Origin of the sequence: Mesorhizobium amorphae CCNWGS0123, from assembly GCF_001686985.1 — a bacterium.
Lineage (GTDB): Bacteria > Pseudomonadota > Alphaproteobacteria > Rhizobiales > Rhizobiaceae > Mesorhizobium > Mesorhizobium amorphae.
This window is the reverse complement of record NZ_CP015318.1, coordinates 5,361,734-5,374,765: the sequence shown is the minus strand read 5'-3', so window position 1 is coordinate 5,374,765 and position 13,032 is coordinate 5,361,734. Positions and strand designations below refer to the sequence as shown.

Below are 13,032 nucleotides of genomic sequence, written 5' to 3'. Positions count from 1 at the left end.
AAGCATGAAAGGTCGGTGCGAAGGGTGCCAATCATGAGCGCCCCTGGCCCTCGCGTCGGGCCGCCGGGGCGGTCCAGCGCCGGAACAAGGCGCTGGCATTCACGCCGCCAAAGCCGAAGCCATTGGAGATCGCGTAATCCATCTCCATTGGCCGGGGCTCGTTTGCGACGAAGTCGATGCCGTCGGCGGCCGGATCGGGAGCGCTCAGATTGAGCGTTGGCGGCGCCACCTGATCCCGGAGCGCCAGGATCGCGAAGATGGCACCAAGCCCGCCAGCCGCGCCCAGCAGGTGTCCGGTCGCCGATTTCGTTGCGCTGACAGTTATCGCGAAATCGCGCCCGAACACGCTCTTGATCGCTTCGATCTCACCCAGGTCGCCTACTGGCGTGGAGGTCGCATGCGCATTGAGATGACGAACCTCGCGCGGCGAAATCCCTGCTTGCGCGATGGCGATCTCCATGGCCCGGCGCGCACCGTCGCCATCCTCAGGACCAGAAGTGACGTGGTGAGCATCCGCAGTCGTCCCGTAGCCGACGAGTTCGGCGAGCGGTTTTGCGCCGCGCGCCAGCGCATGGCTCAACGCCTCGATGACCAGCACACCCGCTCCTTCACCCATGACGAAGCCGTCGCGCGACTTGTCGAACGGTCGGGAGGCCTCATCAGGACGGTGATTAAAGGAGGTCGAAAGAGAGCGTGCCGCGGCAAACCCACCGAGGCTGACGATATTCATGCATGCTTCAGTCCCGCCGCACACGGCAATATCGGCTTCATTGGCGCGGATAAGACGAGCCGCATCGCCGATCGCCTGGATGCCGGCAGCGCACGCCGTCACCGGCGCGCTGAGCGGGCCTTTGAAGCCATGGCGGATCGAGATGTGGCCTGCCGCAAGATTCACCAGGAAGGACGGCACCGTAAAGGGCGACAGGCGGCGGACACCGCGCGTGTCGACCGTGCGCACCGCCTCGGTGATGGCGGGGAACCCGCCGATCCCTGAAGCGATGATCGTGGCTGTGCGTAGTCGATCCGTTTCCAAGGCAGGCTTCCATTTCGCCTGCGCAAGCGCCTCTTCCGCCGCAGCCAGCGCAAAGAGAATGAACCGGTCTACCTTGCGCTGATCCTTCGCAGACAGGACGACATCGGGATCGAAACCGGCGTCCGGATCTTCATCTGCGGAGGGAACCACGCCGCCAATCTTCGCCGGCAGGTCTCCCACCACATCGTCCGGAAGCCTGCGGATGCCCGACCGACCGGCCAGCAGTCGTGACCAGGACGCTTCGACATTGGTGGCAAGCGGGGTGACCGCCCCCATGCCGGTGACAACAATCCGTCGCATCTATTTTCCTATCAAGTTGAGTGCGGCGCCAGCACTGCGCACGCCGTTCAAGCGCGGGCTGCTTCGCGAACCTGATCGGTGGCCGCATCCAGAAAGGCCTGCGCAAGGTCGAGATCGTTGACGACCCGCGAGAGGAGCACCGCGCCGACCATCGTTGAGAGAATGGCCATGGCCTTGCCCTCGGTTTCCTCGCCATTGGTCTCGGCAATGAAACGGCCAAGGATCTCGAGATGCTCCTTGATGCCGGTTTCGAACGACGCTTTCACGTCCGTACCCTGTCTGGCGGCATCCGAACCGAGCGCCACGATCGGGCAACCGTCCATCTTTTCTCCGCGATGGTCCATGCTGAGGTAGAACGCGATCACCGCTTCAAGCGGATCCTCGTGTTTTGCCGCGGTCGCGACGGACCATCGCTGCGTGGCGCTCTCCATCGCCCGCCTGGACGCCTGCGCTGCCAGGTCGTCCTTTGACTCGAACTGCTTGTAAAAGGCCCCCTGGGTCAGCCCAGCACCCTTCATCAGATCCTTGAGACCGATGCCGTCAAAGCCGCGCTCCCGAAAAAGGCGGCTTGCCACATTGATCACGGTCTCGCGGTTTTCCGCAGCCTGACTACGACTCACACGCATCGTCGATCTCCATTTTTAGATTGCACTCGTAATCTATACCCTATATAGAGGGTGAATGCAATCTATCAAGAAGAGATACGAGATGATCCCGCAAAACCCCGAGCGCATCGCTCGTCTGGCAAGGATGTGACGGTCTCCACCGAGACTGACAAGCATCTTGCATCCGCGCGGCTTGCCGCACGGTGCTGTCGATCATGCCATCCATCAAGGAGAGGTCAAATGCTATACAGTTATATCGTCGAGAAATCGATCCGACAGAGCTTCGACCACATCAACAACCATCGCTGGGATGCGGCGGTGAAAGCACTCGCGCCGCATGTCCATCACCGCGTTTCCGGCGCCCACGCACTTGGCGGTGAGCGCCACGATAAAGAAGCTCTGCGTCGCTGGTTTCAGCGCTTCGGCCGTGTCCTGCCCACTCTCCGTCTCACGGTCAACCACATCTGGGTGAAGGGCTGGCCGTGGCATACCACCGTGTTTGCCCAGTGGGACGGTACCGCAACGCTGCTCAACGGCGACACGTCGTACGTCAACCGTGGTCTCCACATGTTCACCCTGCGATGGGGAAGAGTCTATGCAATCGAGGAATTTTTCGATTCGCAAGCGGCGGCTCGCGGTCTTGCCGCCCAAGGTGCATCTGGCCTCGAAGAAGCTGTCGCCGAACAGATTGTAAGCTAACAGAAGCGCGATCAGAGGCCACGGGGTCATGTGACCGTGGGTGCGCTACCCGTGGCCCTCATCGCTTGGCTGGGGGTCGCCAGCACCTCGGCCCGGAAAATGCGTATTTGCCATCAGCGGTTCCTCCCGGTCCTCGATTGTGAGAATCGACTCACCTGAACTCGCGTCGGGGGGCGCCGCCGTCTCGCAGCCTGAATGCGACTCACACGCATTTTTTAGATTGCATTCGTAATCTATAATCTGTATAGCGGTCGAATGAAATCTATTTTGAGATGAGGCGACGAGCGTGAAAAAGAGAACCGTTATCTTGTTGGGATCGACCCTGACGGCGATGTCATGGGCAGCGGCATTCGCCACGTTTGCTACTCCTGCGCAGGAGGCTCCATTGGTGACCGACCCAAGGCAGGAAGCGCCATTCGTCAGACTTGTGTCGGCAGCGCCAGTGACCGGATCAGAGCGCGGCTTCACCGGAGTCATCGCGGCGAGGGTGCAGAGCAATCTCGGCTTTCGGGTTCCCGGCAAGATCGTGGAACGATTGGTAGACGTCGGTCAGGAGGTCAAAGCCGGTCAGCCGCTGATGCGGATTGACGATACCGATCTGCGCCTTGCGCTTTCCGCGAAACGCAATGCCGTTGCGGCAGCGCGTGCAACAGTCGTTCAGACTGAGCCGGATGAACGGCGCTACGCCAGCTTGCTCCGCGCCGGTTGGGTTCCACGGCAGCGCTACGAGCAGGCGAAGGCTGCGTTGGATACTGCCCAAGCGCAACTTGCCGCCGCTGAAGCCGACGCACGGGTCGCCGAGAACGAGGCGGCCTATGCAGTCCTGTTGGCGGACGCGGATGGAACAGTGGTTGAAACGCTTGGCGAGCCGGGGCAGGTCGTCGCTGCCGGCCAGCCCGTGATCCGGACCGCCAAGTCCGGCCCGCGCGAAGCGGTTGTCGCGCTTCCCGAAACGATCCGGCCGGCGATCGGCTCGGCAGCCGAGGCCAGCGTGTATGGTGGTGACGAGCGTCGTTATTCAGCGCATCTCCGGCAGCTGTCGGACTCCGCCGATGCCCAGACCCGCACTTATGAGGCCCGCTATGTGCTCGACGGCGAGGCTGCCGCAGCACCTCTTGGTGCGACGGTCACCATTCGGCTCGCAAACCAGGTGAAACAGCCGGAGGTCCAGGTGCCGTTGGGAGCCGTGCTCGATGACGGCCGAAAGACCGGCGTTTGGGTGTTGGACAGTGCCACCTCAACCGTACACTTTCAGCCCGTCCAGCTTGTTCGTGTAACCAGCGAAACCGCCGTGATCTCCGGATTGAACTCCAACGTTCCCATTGTGTCGCTCGGCGCTCATCTCCTGCAGGAGGGCGCTCGCGTCCGGACTGCTTCTGAAAGCGGGAGCAACTGATGAGCTTCAATCTTTCCGCGATCGCTGTTCGCGAACGCGCCGTCACCCTGTTCTTTATCCTCCTGCTGGTGGCTGCCGGCGCCTACGCCTTTCTCATGCTCGGCCGGGCCGAGGACCCGAACTTCACCATCAAGACCCTGACGGTCACGACGGCGTGGCCGGGCGCCACGGCGCGCGAGATGCAGGACCTGGTCGCCGAACCGTTGGAGAAGCGGCTTCAGGAGCTGACGTGGTATGACCGGGTGGAGACGACCACGCGGCCGGGTTACGCCTATATGACGGTCACGCTGAAGGACAGTACACCGCCATCTTTCGTGCAGGAGGAGTTCTACCAGGCTCGCAAGAAGCTCGGGGATGAAGCCCGCAACCTGCCGCCCGGCGTCTTCGGCCCCTTCGTGAACGACGAATATTCGGATGTGAGCTTCGCCCTTTATGCGCTGAAGGCCAAAGGCATGCCGATGCGGGAACTGGCGAGGCAGGCGGAGGTGATCCGCCAGGACCTCCTGCATGTGCCCGGCGTCAAGAAGATCAACATCCTTGGTGAACGTCCCGAACAGATATTCGTCGAGTTTTCCTACGCCAAACTGGCAACCCTCGGCGTGTCGGCACAGGACATCGTCGCTGCCTTGCAGCGGCAGAACACCGTCACGCCCGCAGGCTCGATCGACACCCTGGGGCCGCGCCTCTTCATTCGGGTCGACGGCGCCTATGACAGCGTTCAGGCGATCGCCGACACGCCGATTGTCGCTGCGGGGCGGACGCTGAAGCTCTCCGACATTGCCGAGGTCAGCCGCGGCTATGAAGACCCTCCCACATACCTCATCCGGCGTCAGGGCGAGCCCACCATCATGCTTGCAGCGGTTATGCAGGAGGGCTGGGATGGTCGCGCGCTCGGCAAAGCCCTGGAGGACAGGACTGCCGCGATCACACAAACGCTGCCGCTCGGCATGACGCTCGACAAGGTAAGCGACCAGGCCGTCAACATTACCTCGGCAGTCGACGAATTCATGTTGAAGTTCGCCATGGCGCTCGGCGTCGTGCTTCTGATCAGCCTGATCAGCATGGGTTGGCGCGTCGGGATCGTCGTGGCGGCCGCCGTCCCTTTGACGCTCGCCGTCGTGTTCCTCATCATGCTGGAAACAGGCCGGTTTTTCGATCGCATCACGCTCGGCGCCCTCATCCTGGCGCTTGGTCTTCTTGTGGACGACGCCATCATCGCCATCGAGGTGATGGTGGTGAAGATGGAAGAGGGCATGGACCGCATCGAGGCGGCGGCCTATGCATGGAGCCACACTGCGGCGCCGATGCTATCGGGAACCCTGGTGACGATCGCCGGATTCGTGCCGGTGGGTTTTGCGCGCTCGACGGCCGGCGAATACGCCGGCAACATCTTCTGGGTGGTGGGGTTCGCCCTCATCGTCTCCTGGATCGTAGCGGTGGTCTTTACGCCTTATCTCGGCGTCAAAATGCTGCCCGCGATCAAACCGGTCGAGGGCGGTCACCACGCCATTTACAACACGCCTAACTATCGACGTTTGCGGCGGCTCATCACCTTTGCCGTGCGGCATAGATTTGCAACCTGCGGTATCGTTGGCATCGCCTTCGCGCTTTCCGTCGTCGGTATGGGGGGCATCAAACAGCAGTTCTTTCCGACATCCGACCGCCCCGAAGTGCTGGTGGAGGTTCGCCTGCCGGAAGGTGGTAGCATCGAGACAACGACCGCAGCGGTCGAGAAGCTCGAACATTGGCTGGACAGCCAGCCCGAGGCCAAGATCGTCACGAGCTATGTCGGTCAGGGCGCTCCGCGCTTCTTCTTCGCAATGGCCCCGGAGCTTCCTGATCCCGCTTTCGCCAAGATCGTCGTGCTGACCCCGGACGCCGAGGCGCGTGAGACTTTGAAGCACCGGCTCCGAGAGGCCGTGACGCAAGGGCTTGCGCCCGAGGCGAATGTCCGCGTTACGCAGCTCGTGTTCGGCCCCTACACGCCGTTCCCCGTCGAGTTCCGGGTCATGGGACCCGATGCCACGCAACTCTACAACATTTCCGAAAAGGCCCTCGACATCATGCGGGGCGTCCCGGACGTGCGACAGGCCAACCGCGACTGGGGCAATCGCACGCCCGTGCTTCGCTTTGTCCCGGATCAGGATCGACTGAACCTCATCGGCTTCTCGCCGGCGGAGGTGGCTCAGCAACTGCAATTCCTTCTCACCGGCATCCCCGTCACGCAGGTTCGCGAGGACATCCGCAATGTCCCCATCGTGGCACGCAGCGCCGGTGGCGAGCGGCTGGATCCGGCGCGTCTGGCGGATTTCTCACTCGTGAGCCGAGATGGCCGCTCGATTCCGCTCGACCAGATCGGGCATTCGGAAATCCGTCAGGAAGAGCCAATCCTGAAGCGCCGCGATCGCACGCCCGTTGTCACGATCCGCGCGGACATCAATGAGGCGACCCAGCCTCCGGAGGTCTCCAAGCAGATCATGAAGGCCCTTCAGCCGCTGATCGCGTCCCTTCCGGTAGGCTATCGCATCGAAATGGGCGGATCTATCGAAGAGGCTGAAAAGGCTAACACCGCGCTGGGCAAGGTCTTCCCGGCTATGATAGCCGCCATGTTGATCGTCATCATGCTGCAGGTGCGATCCTTCTCGACGATGTTCATGGTTGTGCTGACGGGACCGCTTGGCCTTGTCGGCGTCGTGCCGATGCTGCTCACCTTCCACCAACCCTTTGGGTTCAACGCCATTCTGGGGATGATAGGACTGGCCGGCATCCTGATGCGCAACACGCTGATCCTGACCGAACAGATCAAGGAGAACCGTGCTGCCGGCATTGATGACTATCACGCTGTCATCGAGGCCACGGTGCAACGCACACGGCCCGTCATCCTGACCGCACTTGCCGCCGTGCTCGCGTTCATCCCCCTCACGCACTCCGTCTTCTGGGGTTCAATGGCCTATACGCTGATCGGCGGAACGGCGGCCGGCACGGTGCTGATCCTGCTCTTCCTTCCCGCGCTCTACGCAGCGTGGTTCCGGATCAAGCCGACTGCTGATGAGCCCCATGAGATTTCGACGGAGGAGCCGGAACTGCGACCAGCAATGGCTACCGAGTAGGACTCTGGTGTCGAGCTTCGTTTGATGCCCAGCAGGTGTATCCTTTCGGCCTAAAGGACCAATCTCTCAATGACTCAATTTGTTACTTGTTCAGAGGGGCGCTTCGCTTATTTAAGTTGGGGTGAAGAGGGTGCTCCTATCGTCTTTTGTCTGCACGGCTTCCCAGATACGCCGCATAGCTTCAGCGACTTCGCGACCAAGCTCTCCTCTTTGGGTTATCGAGTGATCGCACCTTGGTTACGAGGTTACGCGCCTTCCACGTTGGATGGCCCCATCACAACCGAACAGCTCGTCAAAGATATTAAGAGTCTGATTGACGCAATCTCTCCAAACAAAAAGGTCTTTATCGTCGCGCACGATTGGGGCGCGGCCCTTACCTACTTGACGCTGTCGCAGTATCCGCAGCTGTTCTTGCGGGCGGTGACCGCCTCTGTGCCGCATCCGACAGTTTTTTTTAAGAGCATCGTTACAAAGCCAAGTCAGTTTAAAAAGAGCTGGTATATTTTATTCTTCCAGCTAGGCCCCCTCGCTGATTACTTCGTGTCAAGGAATAATTTCTCCCTGATAGAAAAGCTGTGGCGGACTTGGTCTCCGGGCTATGCGCTCTCTGCCTCGCAATGGAACATCATTAAAGAATGCCTCTCTCAAAGTATGCCAAAGCCGGTCATGTATTACCGTGCGATGTTCTGGCCGCCGTTGCCAGCTCTCAAGCAACTACGGGCGGCCAACAAGGTTCATACGCCGCTGCTGTATGTGCATGGCGTTGAGGACGGATGCATCAATCTTGAGTCTCGACGCGGCCAAGAGAACTATTTTATGGCGGCGCACCAAGAAGTCTTGCTTGAAGGCGTAGGCCACTTTGTGGCGCTCGAAGCCCCTGACAGACTGGCTCAAGAAGCGCATCGCTGGTTTCAAGGTTAGCAGTGTTCCGGTTTATTGAGACAGGGGATAAGTCGCGGTGGCGGAGAGTTCGAACGCCCGCTTGACCACCTCGCGCGGATAGGGCGGCGTGTGGTCGACGGTGCCGACCTGCTGCACCTCGTCGACGATCAGCATGTTCTTCTTGTCTAGGAACAGAATGCGGAACTGCGGCCTTATGGAGCAAAAGCACTGGTGCGTTTGCTACATAGGACCGCTCCAGTCGACTGTTTGACGTCACGGGACCATGCGGAACGATACGGGAAGATTTCTTATTTTTGCCCACGAAAAACTCAATAAAATCAAGGATTTTAATACGTCCTCCGGGCCCACCAAAACACCAGTCTAATGTATTGATTTCTTTATATTTTTATCAACGGGCCCAAAACGTGGACTCGAACCCCCTTCTGGAAAAGCAACAGAGCACCACATTCCGCTATCAAGCCGGCGATGAAACGGGCTGCCAGGCCTTTTCGGATGTCAAGGCGATCCATCACTCGGCGTCCTGATCTCACTCTCCAGGCAGATGGCGCCCTGGCTACCGACTCCGGGCGAGTGGGAATGTTGTGGGCGGCTTTTGACCGTTCCACTGATTCTTCGGGGGGACTATCACAAGGCATATCACTGACAAAACGGCTCAGCGGGGTCGCATAAGTGCGCTTGGATTGCGTACTTTGTCGGTCGTAGCCGACAGAGTAGTCCTATTCGTAGATGAGGCCCTTGCGTCGCAGGCGCTCGCGCATATCGTTGACATCGAGGCTCAACTTGCCCGCAGCGTAGAGGCTTTGCTTTTCTTCTTCCATCGCCTCACGTTTGCGGGCGATTTCGAGGATCTTTGCAGCGGTTTCGCGCGGCACCACGCACACGCCGTCGTCATCGGCCACGATCACGTCGCCTGGCCGGATGTGGGCACCGGCGCAGACGATCGGCACCTGGACGTTGCCAAGCGTCTCCTTGACGGTCCCCTGCGCGCTGATCGCCCTCGACCAGACCGGAAAAGCCATGGCGCGCAGCGTCGAGACATCGCGCGCGCCAGCGTCAATGATGAGGCCCCTGATGCCTTGCGCCTTGGCCGACTCGGCCAGCAAGTCGCCGAAATAGCCGTCCTCGCAAGGCGATGTCGGGGTGACGACGAGGACGTCTCCTGGCCGCGCCTGTTCCAGCGCGACATGGATCATCCAGTTGTCGCCTGGCGCGACTTCGCACGTCAGAGCGTTGCCGCCAATCCTGGCGCCATCATAGATGGGTCGTAGCCGAGCAGCGAGCAGGCCCGTCCGACCCTGCGCCTCATGGACCGTGGCCACGCCAAGCTGGCCAAGTGCCTCGCATATCTCGAGAGGCGTGCGCTCGGTCTTGGTGACGACTTTGGCCATAGGTTGTTCTCCTGGAAAGATGAGGTACTGCGTCTGGCGCCGCGCCCGAACTGTGCTCATTGGGCGGCCTAGCGCCCTTGCGCCTTCAGCCGCGTATCAAGCCGCGGATAGACCTTGCGGGCATTGCCTTCGAACACGGCCCGCCGCTCGGCCTCGCCGAGCGAAAGCGCATCGATGTAGCGCCGCGTGTCGTCGAAGTCGAAGCCGGTTTCCGGGTCGATAGCCTTGACCGCTCCGAGCAATTCGGACCCGAACAGGATGTTGGCCGTACCAACGACGCGGAACAGCGTGTCGATGCCTGCCTGGTGATAGACGCAGCTGTCGAAGAAGACATTGCGCAGAAGGTGCTCGCCCAGTCCGGGCTTGTCCAACATCATCGCCAGGCCGCGATAGCGTCCCCAATGGTAGGGCGCGGCGCCGCCGCCATGCGGAATGATCAGCTTGAGATCGGGAAACGTGCTGAACAGGTCGCCCTGGATCAGCTGCATGAACACGGCGGTATCCGCATTGATGTAGTGCGCGCCGGTCGTATGCAGGCATGCGCTGCAGGAGCCGGAGACATGAATCATGGCCGGCACCTGCAGCTCGACCAGCTTTTCGAACAGCGGGTACCAGTAGCGGTCGTGGATCGGCGGCGCCGACCAGAAGCCGCCGGACGGATCGGGATTGAGGTTGCAGCCGACGAAGCCGAGTTCGACGACGCAGCGCTCGAGCTCGGCAAGGACCGGCTTCAGGTCGCCGCTCATCGATTGCGGCAGCTGGCATACGCCGGCGAAGTTGGCCGGGAACATGTCGACGATGCGGGCGATCAAGTCGTTGGATATGCGCGACCACTCGGCATTGGTCTCGGCGCTGCCGATATGATGGCCCATGCCCGAAGCCCGTGGCGACAGGATGGTCACGTCGGAGCCTCGTTCGCGCTGCAGGCGCAGTTGGTTCTGTTCGATCGTTGCCCTCAGCACGTCGTCTGCAATGCCGGGATAGGCGGGCTTTGCGTCGCGCGTGCCCTCGACGAACTCGACCTGCGCCTTGCGAAAGGCATGATGGTCTTGCGGTTCGCTCGTGTAGTGGCCGTGGCAGTCAATGATCATTTCGATTCTCTTCGCGACGCGATCCGGCCAGCGGCGGACACTGAAGTCCGCCGCTGCCGATTGCCACGCCTACGGTTCGAGCACGTAGTTGGTGAAGCCGCCGTCACCGGAAGCGACACCGTTGATGGCCTCGTTGATCTGCTCGAGCGGATACGTCCTGGCCTCCAGCACCGAGAGATCGATCGTGCCGGAGCGGACCATCTCGGCGATCTCCATGCCCTCGGCCGTACTTAGCCAAGCCGAGCCGATCAGCTCCATCGAATTGTCCATCCACCATTTGGTGTTGAACAGCATGTCGCTGCCGGTGCCGCCGATGTTGACGATGCGGCCGCCGCGCCTGACGCCCATCATGGCGTCCTTCATGGCATTGACGTCGGCGACCGCGCCGAGGCAATCGAGCATGAAGTCGGCGCCAAGACCGTTGGTCTGCGAGCGGACCCAGTCGGCGACCTTACCGACCTGGTTGGAGAATATCTGGACCCGGTTCGGGGCTAGCTGTTTCAGCCGCTCGAGCAGGGGCTTGCCGCGGGCCACCGCGTAGATGGTCGAGACTCCCATGGCGAGAGCGAACAGAGTGGCGCCGACGCCCAGTGTGCCTGTCGCACCATTGATGATCAGCGACTTGCCGGTCGGTATGCCGAACTTCTTGATCGCGGAATAGGATGTCCCGAGGTAACCCATGCGGGCGGCCTGCGGAAAGGTCATGTTGTCGGGGATCTTGATGATCGAATTCTGGGGCGCACACATGAACTGGGCAAAGCCGCCTTCCGGATAGCGCTTGTAGATCTCAAGGCTGTTCCTGTTGAAGCCGAAGTAGCCATTGAAGGTGAAGTACTCGCACTTCGCCTGATGGCCGCTGACGCAGGCATGGCATGCGCCGCAGGAGCGTAGCGGATTGACGTACACGCGGTCGCCAGGCTTGATCGCCACGACCTGGTTGCCGACCTGATGCACGATGCCCGCCGGGTCGAGGCCGAAGATCGCCGGCTTCGTCGGCAGCGGCTGATGAGGGTACCAGGTTTCCCAGTTGTTCAGCACGTTCGCGAGGTTGGGCACCATCCCGCAGGCCTTGACCTCGACGACCACGTCCGTTCCGGACGCCACCGGCTTCGCCACTTGCTCGACACGCATCGGCTCGTTCACGGCATGCAGCCGTGCCGCCCGCATCATGATCGTCATCGTCTGTTCCTCCCAATATGTCGGTTCGCGGAGATGCCTCATTGACATTCTCATCGGACTTCAGATACCGTATAGTATCTGGATTGAGTGACGCAAGAGCCGATTTCCACTGACGACAGCATTTGCAGGAGATTTCGGCATACGCCGGCCGGTTGCGGCCCGGCGACGAACGCTTTCGCAGCACGAACTTCGCTCGCTCAACGAGAGAACGTCGCGCCATCCAGGCAACAAGGACAGATGAAGGCATCGAAGGCCTGTTCAGCGTCCTACACGGAGGGATCAGTGCTGGAGTTTACGCTAACGCCAATCGATCTTCTGCGCATTCTGTGCGGCCTCTGGTTCCTTCCGCATCTCGTCGGAAAGATAAGGAACTTCGAAAAGGCGACGAAGACGTTCGAGGCCGCCGGACTGAAGCCTGGAAAGCCTTTCATCGTGCTGACGATAGTACTGGAGGTTCTTGCCGCCGTTGGAATGGTGTTCAACATCCATCCGCGATGGGCCGCAGCATGCGCCGTGGCTGTCTTGCTGGGGGCGGCGTATGCGGTGGTGCGCATCAATGGCCCGCGCTGGCGCTGGCAGCTGATGGGCCCCGAATACCCGATTTTCTGGGCGCTTGCCTGTATTGTTTCGGCCCTCTAACCTTCGGTCGATTCGGATACCAAAGGTATCCAGATAATGGGCTGGAAGGACAGAAGATGGCACGACTGACACGCGAACAGAGCCAGGCTCTGACCCGCGAGAAGCTTTTGCTGTCGGCGAGCGAGGTCGTGGCTCGCGACGGCTACTCCGGCGCGACCATCGAACGCATCGCGGAAGAGGCCGGATATTCGAAGGGCGCCTTCTATTCGAACTTCGCCACAAAGGAAGAGATATTCCTTCAACTGCTTGAACGCCATGCGGGCGGCGACGTGGTCGAACTCACCGGCCTACTTGACGGCTACGATGACCCGAAAGAGATCATCGACGCGATGTGCGATTGGGCCAACCAGCGGGCGAAGGACAAGCGCTGGGGAACGCTTGCCATCGACCTGCTGCGGATCGCCCGCCGGGACAACACACTGGAAGAGCGGCATCTGCGCTTGTTCAAGGACCAGTGGGAGGGCCTGGGCAAGTTGCTGTCCGGAAAGCTTTTCCCCTACGGCGGTTCCGATATCGAACCACTCTATGTGGGCGGCGTCGTTCTCGAACTCATCTACGGCGGCCTCTCCAGCTTCATGAAGGACGATTCGCCGGGAGAAATGGTCAGGGCCACGCTCACCTCGATGCACGAGGCGCATCTCTACAGGCACATGAAGCGGCCCGCCGCCCGCGCATAGGGTGCGCCGCTT

General features: G+C 60.9%; 11 protein-coding genes and 1 pseudogene. 6 read left to right on the top strand and 6 right to left on the bottom strand.

Annotation, left to right across the window (positions count from 1 at the left end; genetic code table 11):
• Nucleotides 1–31: 31 nt before the first annotated feature.
• Together fabF and A6B35_RS25205 are read right to left on the bottom strand one after the other, a co-directional pair.
• Nucleotides 32–1,333, bottom strand: a complete 1,302-nt coding sequence (fabF, locus tag A6B35_RS25210) for a beta-ketoacyl-ACP synthase II (RefSeq protein WP_065518276.1) — start codon at nucleotides 1,331–1,333, stop codon at nucleotides 32–34.
• Between the two features lie 47 nt (nucleotides 1,334–1,380).
• Nucleotides 1,381–1,959 (bottom strand): TetR/AcrR family transcriptional regulator, encoded by a 579-nt coding sequence (locus A6B35_RS25205; RefSeq protein WP_006200169.1) that lies wholly within the window; start codon nucleotides 1,957–1,959, stop codon nucleotides 1,381–1,383.
• Nucleotides 1,960–2,178: 219 nt separating this feature from the next.
• On the opposite strand from A6B35_RS25205, the gene A6B35_RS25200 reads away from it, so the two are divergent.
• The 4 genes from A6B35_RS25200 (at nucleotide 2,179) to A6B35_RS25185 (ending at nucleotide 8,064) form a co-directional block, all read left to right on the top strand.
• On the top strand, nucleotides 2,179–2,637 hold the full coding sequence (locus A6B35_RS25200) for a nuclear transport factor 2 family protein (protein WP_006200170.1): 459 nt from the start codon (nucleotides 2,179–2,181) through the stop codon (nucleotides 2,635–2,637).
• Between the two features lie 331 nt (nucleotides 2,638–2,968).
• On the top strand, nucleotides 2,969–4,033 hold the full coding sequence (locus tag A6B35_RS25195; RefSeq protein ID WP_050900694.1) for an efflux RND transporter periplasmic adaptor subunit: 1,065 nt from the start codon (nucleotides 2,969–2,971) through the stop codon (nucleotides 4,031–4,033).
• Nucleotides 4,033–7,143 carry an efflux RND transporter permease subunit gene (locus tag A6B35_RS25190; RefSeq protein ID WP_006200172.1) on the top strand — a complete coding sequence of 1,037 codons (3,111 nt, stop codon included), beginning with the start codon at nucleotides 4,033–4,035 and terminating at the stop codon, nucleotides 7,141–7,143. The genes A6B35_RS25195 and A6B35_RS25190 overlap by 1 nt, the downstream gene beginning before the upstream one ends.
• A 69-nt stretch (nucleotides 7,144–7,212) precedes the next feature.
• Nucleotides 7,213–8,064 (top strand): alpha/beta fold hydrolase, encoded by an 852-nt coding sequence (locus A6B35_RS25185; protein WP_081482056.1) that lies wholly within the window; start codon nucleotides 7,213–7,215, stop codon nucleotides 8,062–8,064.
• A 12-nt stretch (nucleotides 8,065–8,076) separates the two neighbouring features.
• On the opposite strand, the pseudogene A6B35_RS34705 reads toward A6B35_RS25185, so the two are convergent.
• The 4 genes and pseudogenes from A6B35_RS34705 to A6B35_RS25170 form a co-directional block, all read right to left on the bottom strand.
• A pseudogene (locus A6B35_RS34705) lies at nucleotides 8,077–8,238 on the bottom strand (JAB domain-containing protein); the annotation flags it as partial.
• Between the two features lie 524 nt (nucleotides 8,239–8,762).
• On the bottom strand, nucleotides 8,763–9,434 hold the full coding sequence (locus A6B35_RS25180; protein WP_006200176.1) for a 4-carboxy-4-hydroxy-2-oxoadipate aldolase/oxaloacetate decarboxylase: 672 nt from the start codon (nucleotides 9,432–9,434) through the stop codon (nucleotides 8,763–8,765).
• Between the two features lie 68 nt (nucleotides 9,435–9,502).
• Nucleotides 9,503–10,525, bottom strand: a complete 1,023-nt coding sequence (locus tag A6B35_RS25175) for an amidohydrolase family protein (protein WP_006200177.1) — start codon at nucleotides 10,523–10,525, stop codon at nucleotides 9,503–9,505.
• Between the two features lie 69 nt (nucleotides 10,526–10,594).
• Nucleotides 10,595–11,704, bottom strand: a complete 1,110-nt coding sequence (locus A6B35_RS25170) for an alcohol dehydrogenase catalytic domain-containing protein (RefSeq protein WP_040582017.1) — start codon at nucleotides 11,702–11,704, stop codon at nucleotides 10,595–10,597.
• 282 nt (nucleotides 11,705–11,986) lie between these two features.
• Between A6B35_RS25170 and A6B35_RS25165 the strand changes: the two genes are divergently transcribed.
• The gene (locus A6B35_RS25165) at nucleotides 11,987–12,343 is read left to right on the top strand and encodes a DoxX family protein (protein ID WP_244425865.1); all 357 of its coding nucleotides are present in this window, start codon (nucleotides 11,987–11,989) and stop codon (nucleotides 12,341–12,343) included.
• A gap of 56 nt (nucleotides 12,344–12,399) precedes the next feature.
• Nucleotides 12,400–13,020 (top strand): TetR/AcrR family transcriptional regulator, encoded by a 621-nt coding sequence (locus A6B35_RS25160; protein WP_065518275.1) that lies wholly within the window; start codon nucleotides 12,400–12,402, stop codon nucleotides 13,018–13,020.
• The last annotated feature ends 12 nt before the right edge of the window (nucleotides 13,021–13,032 follow it).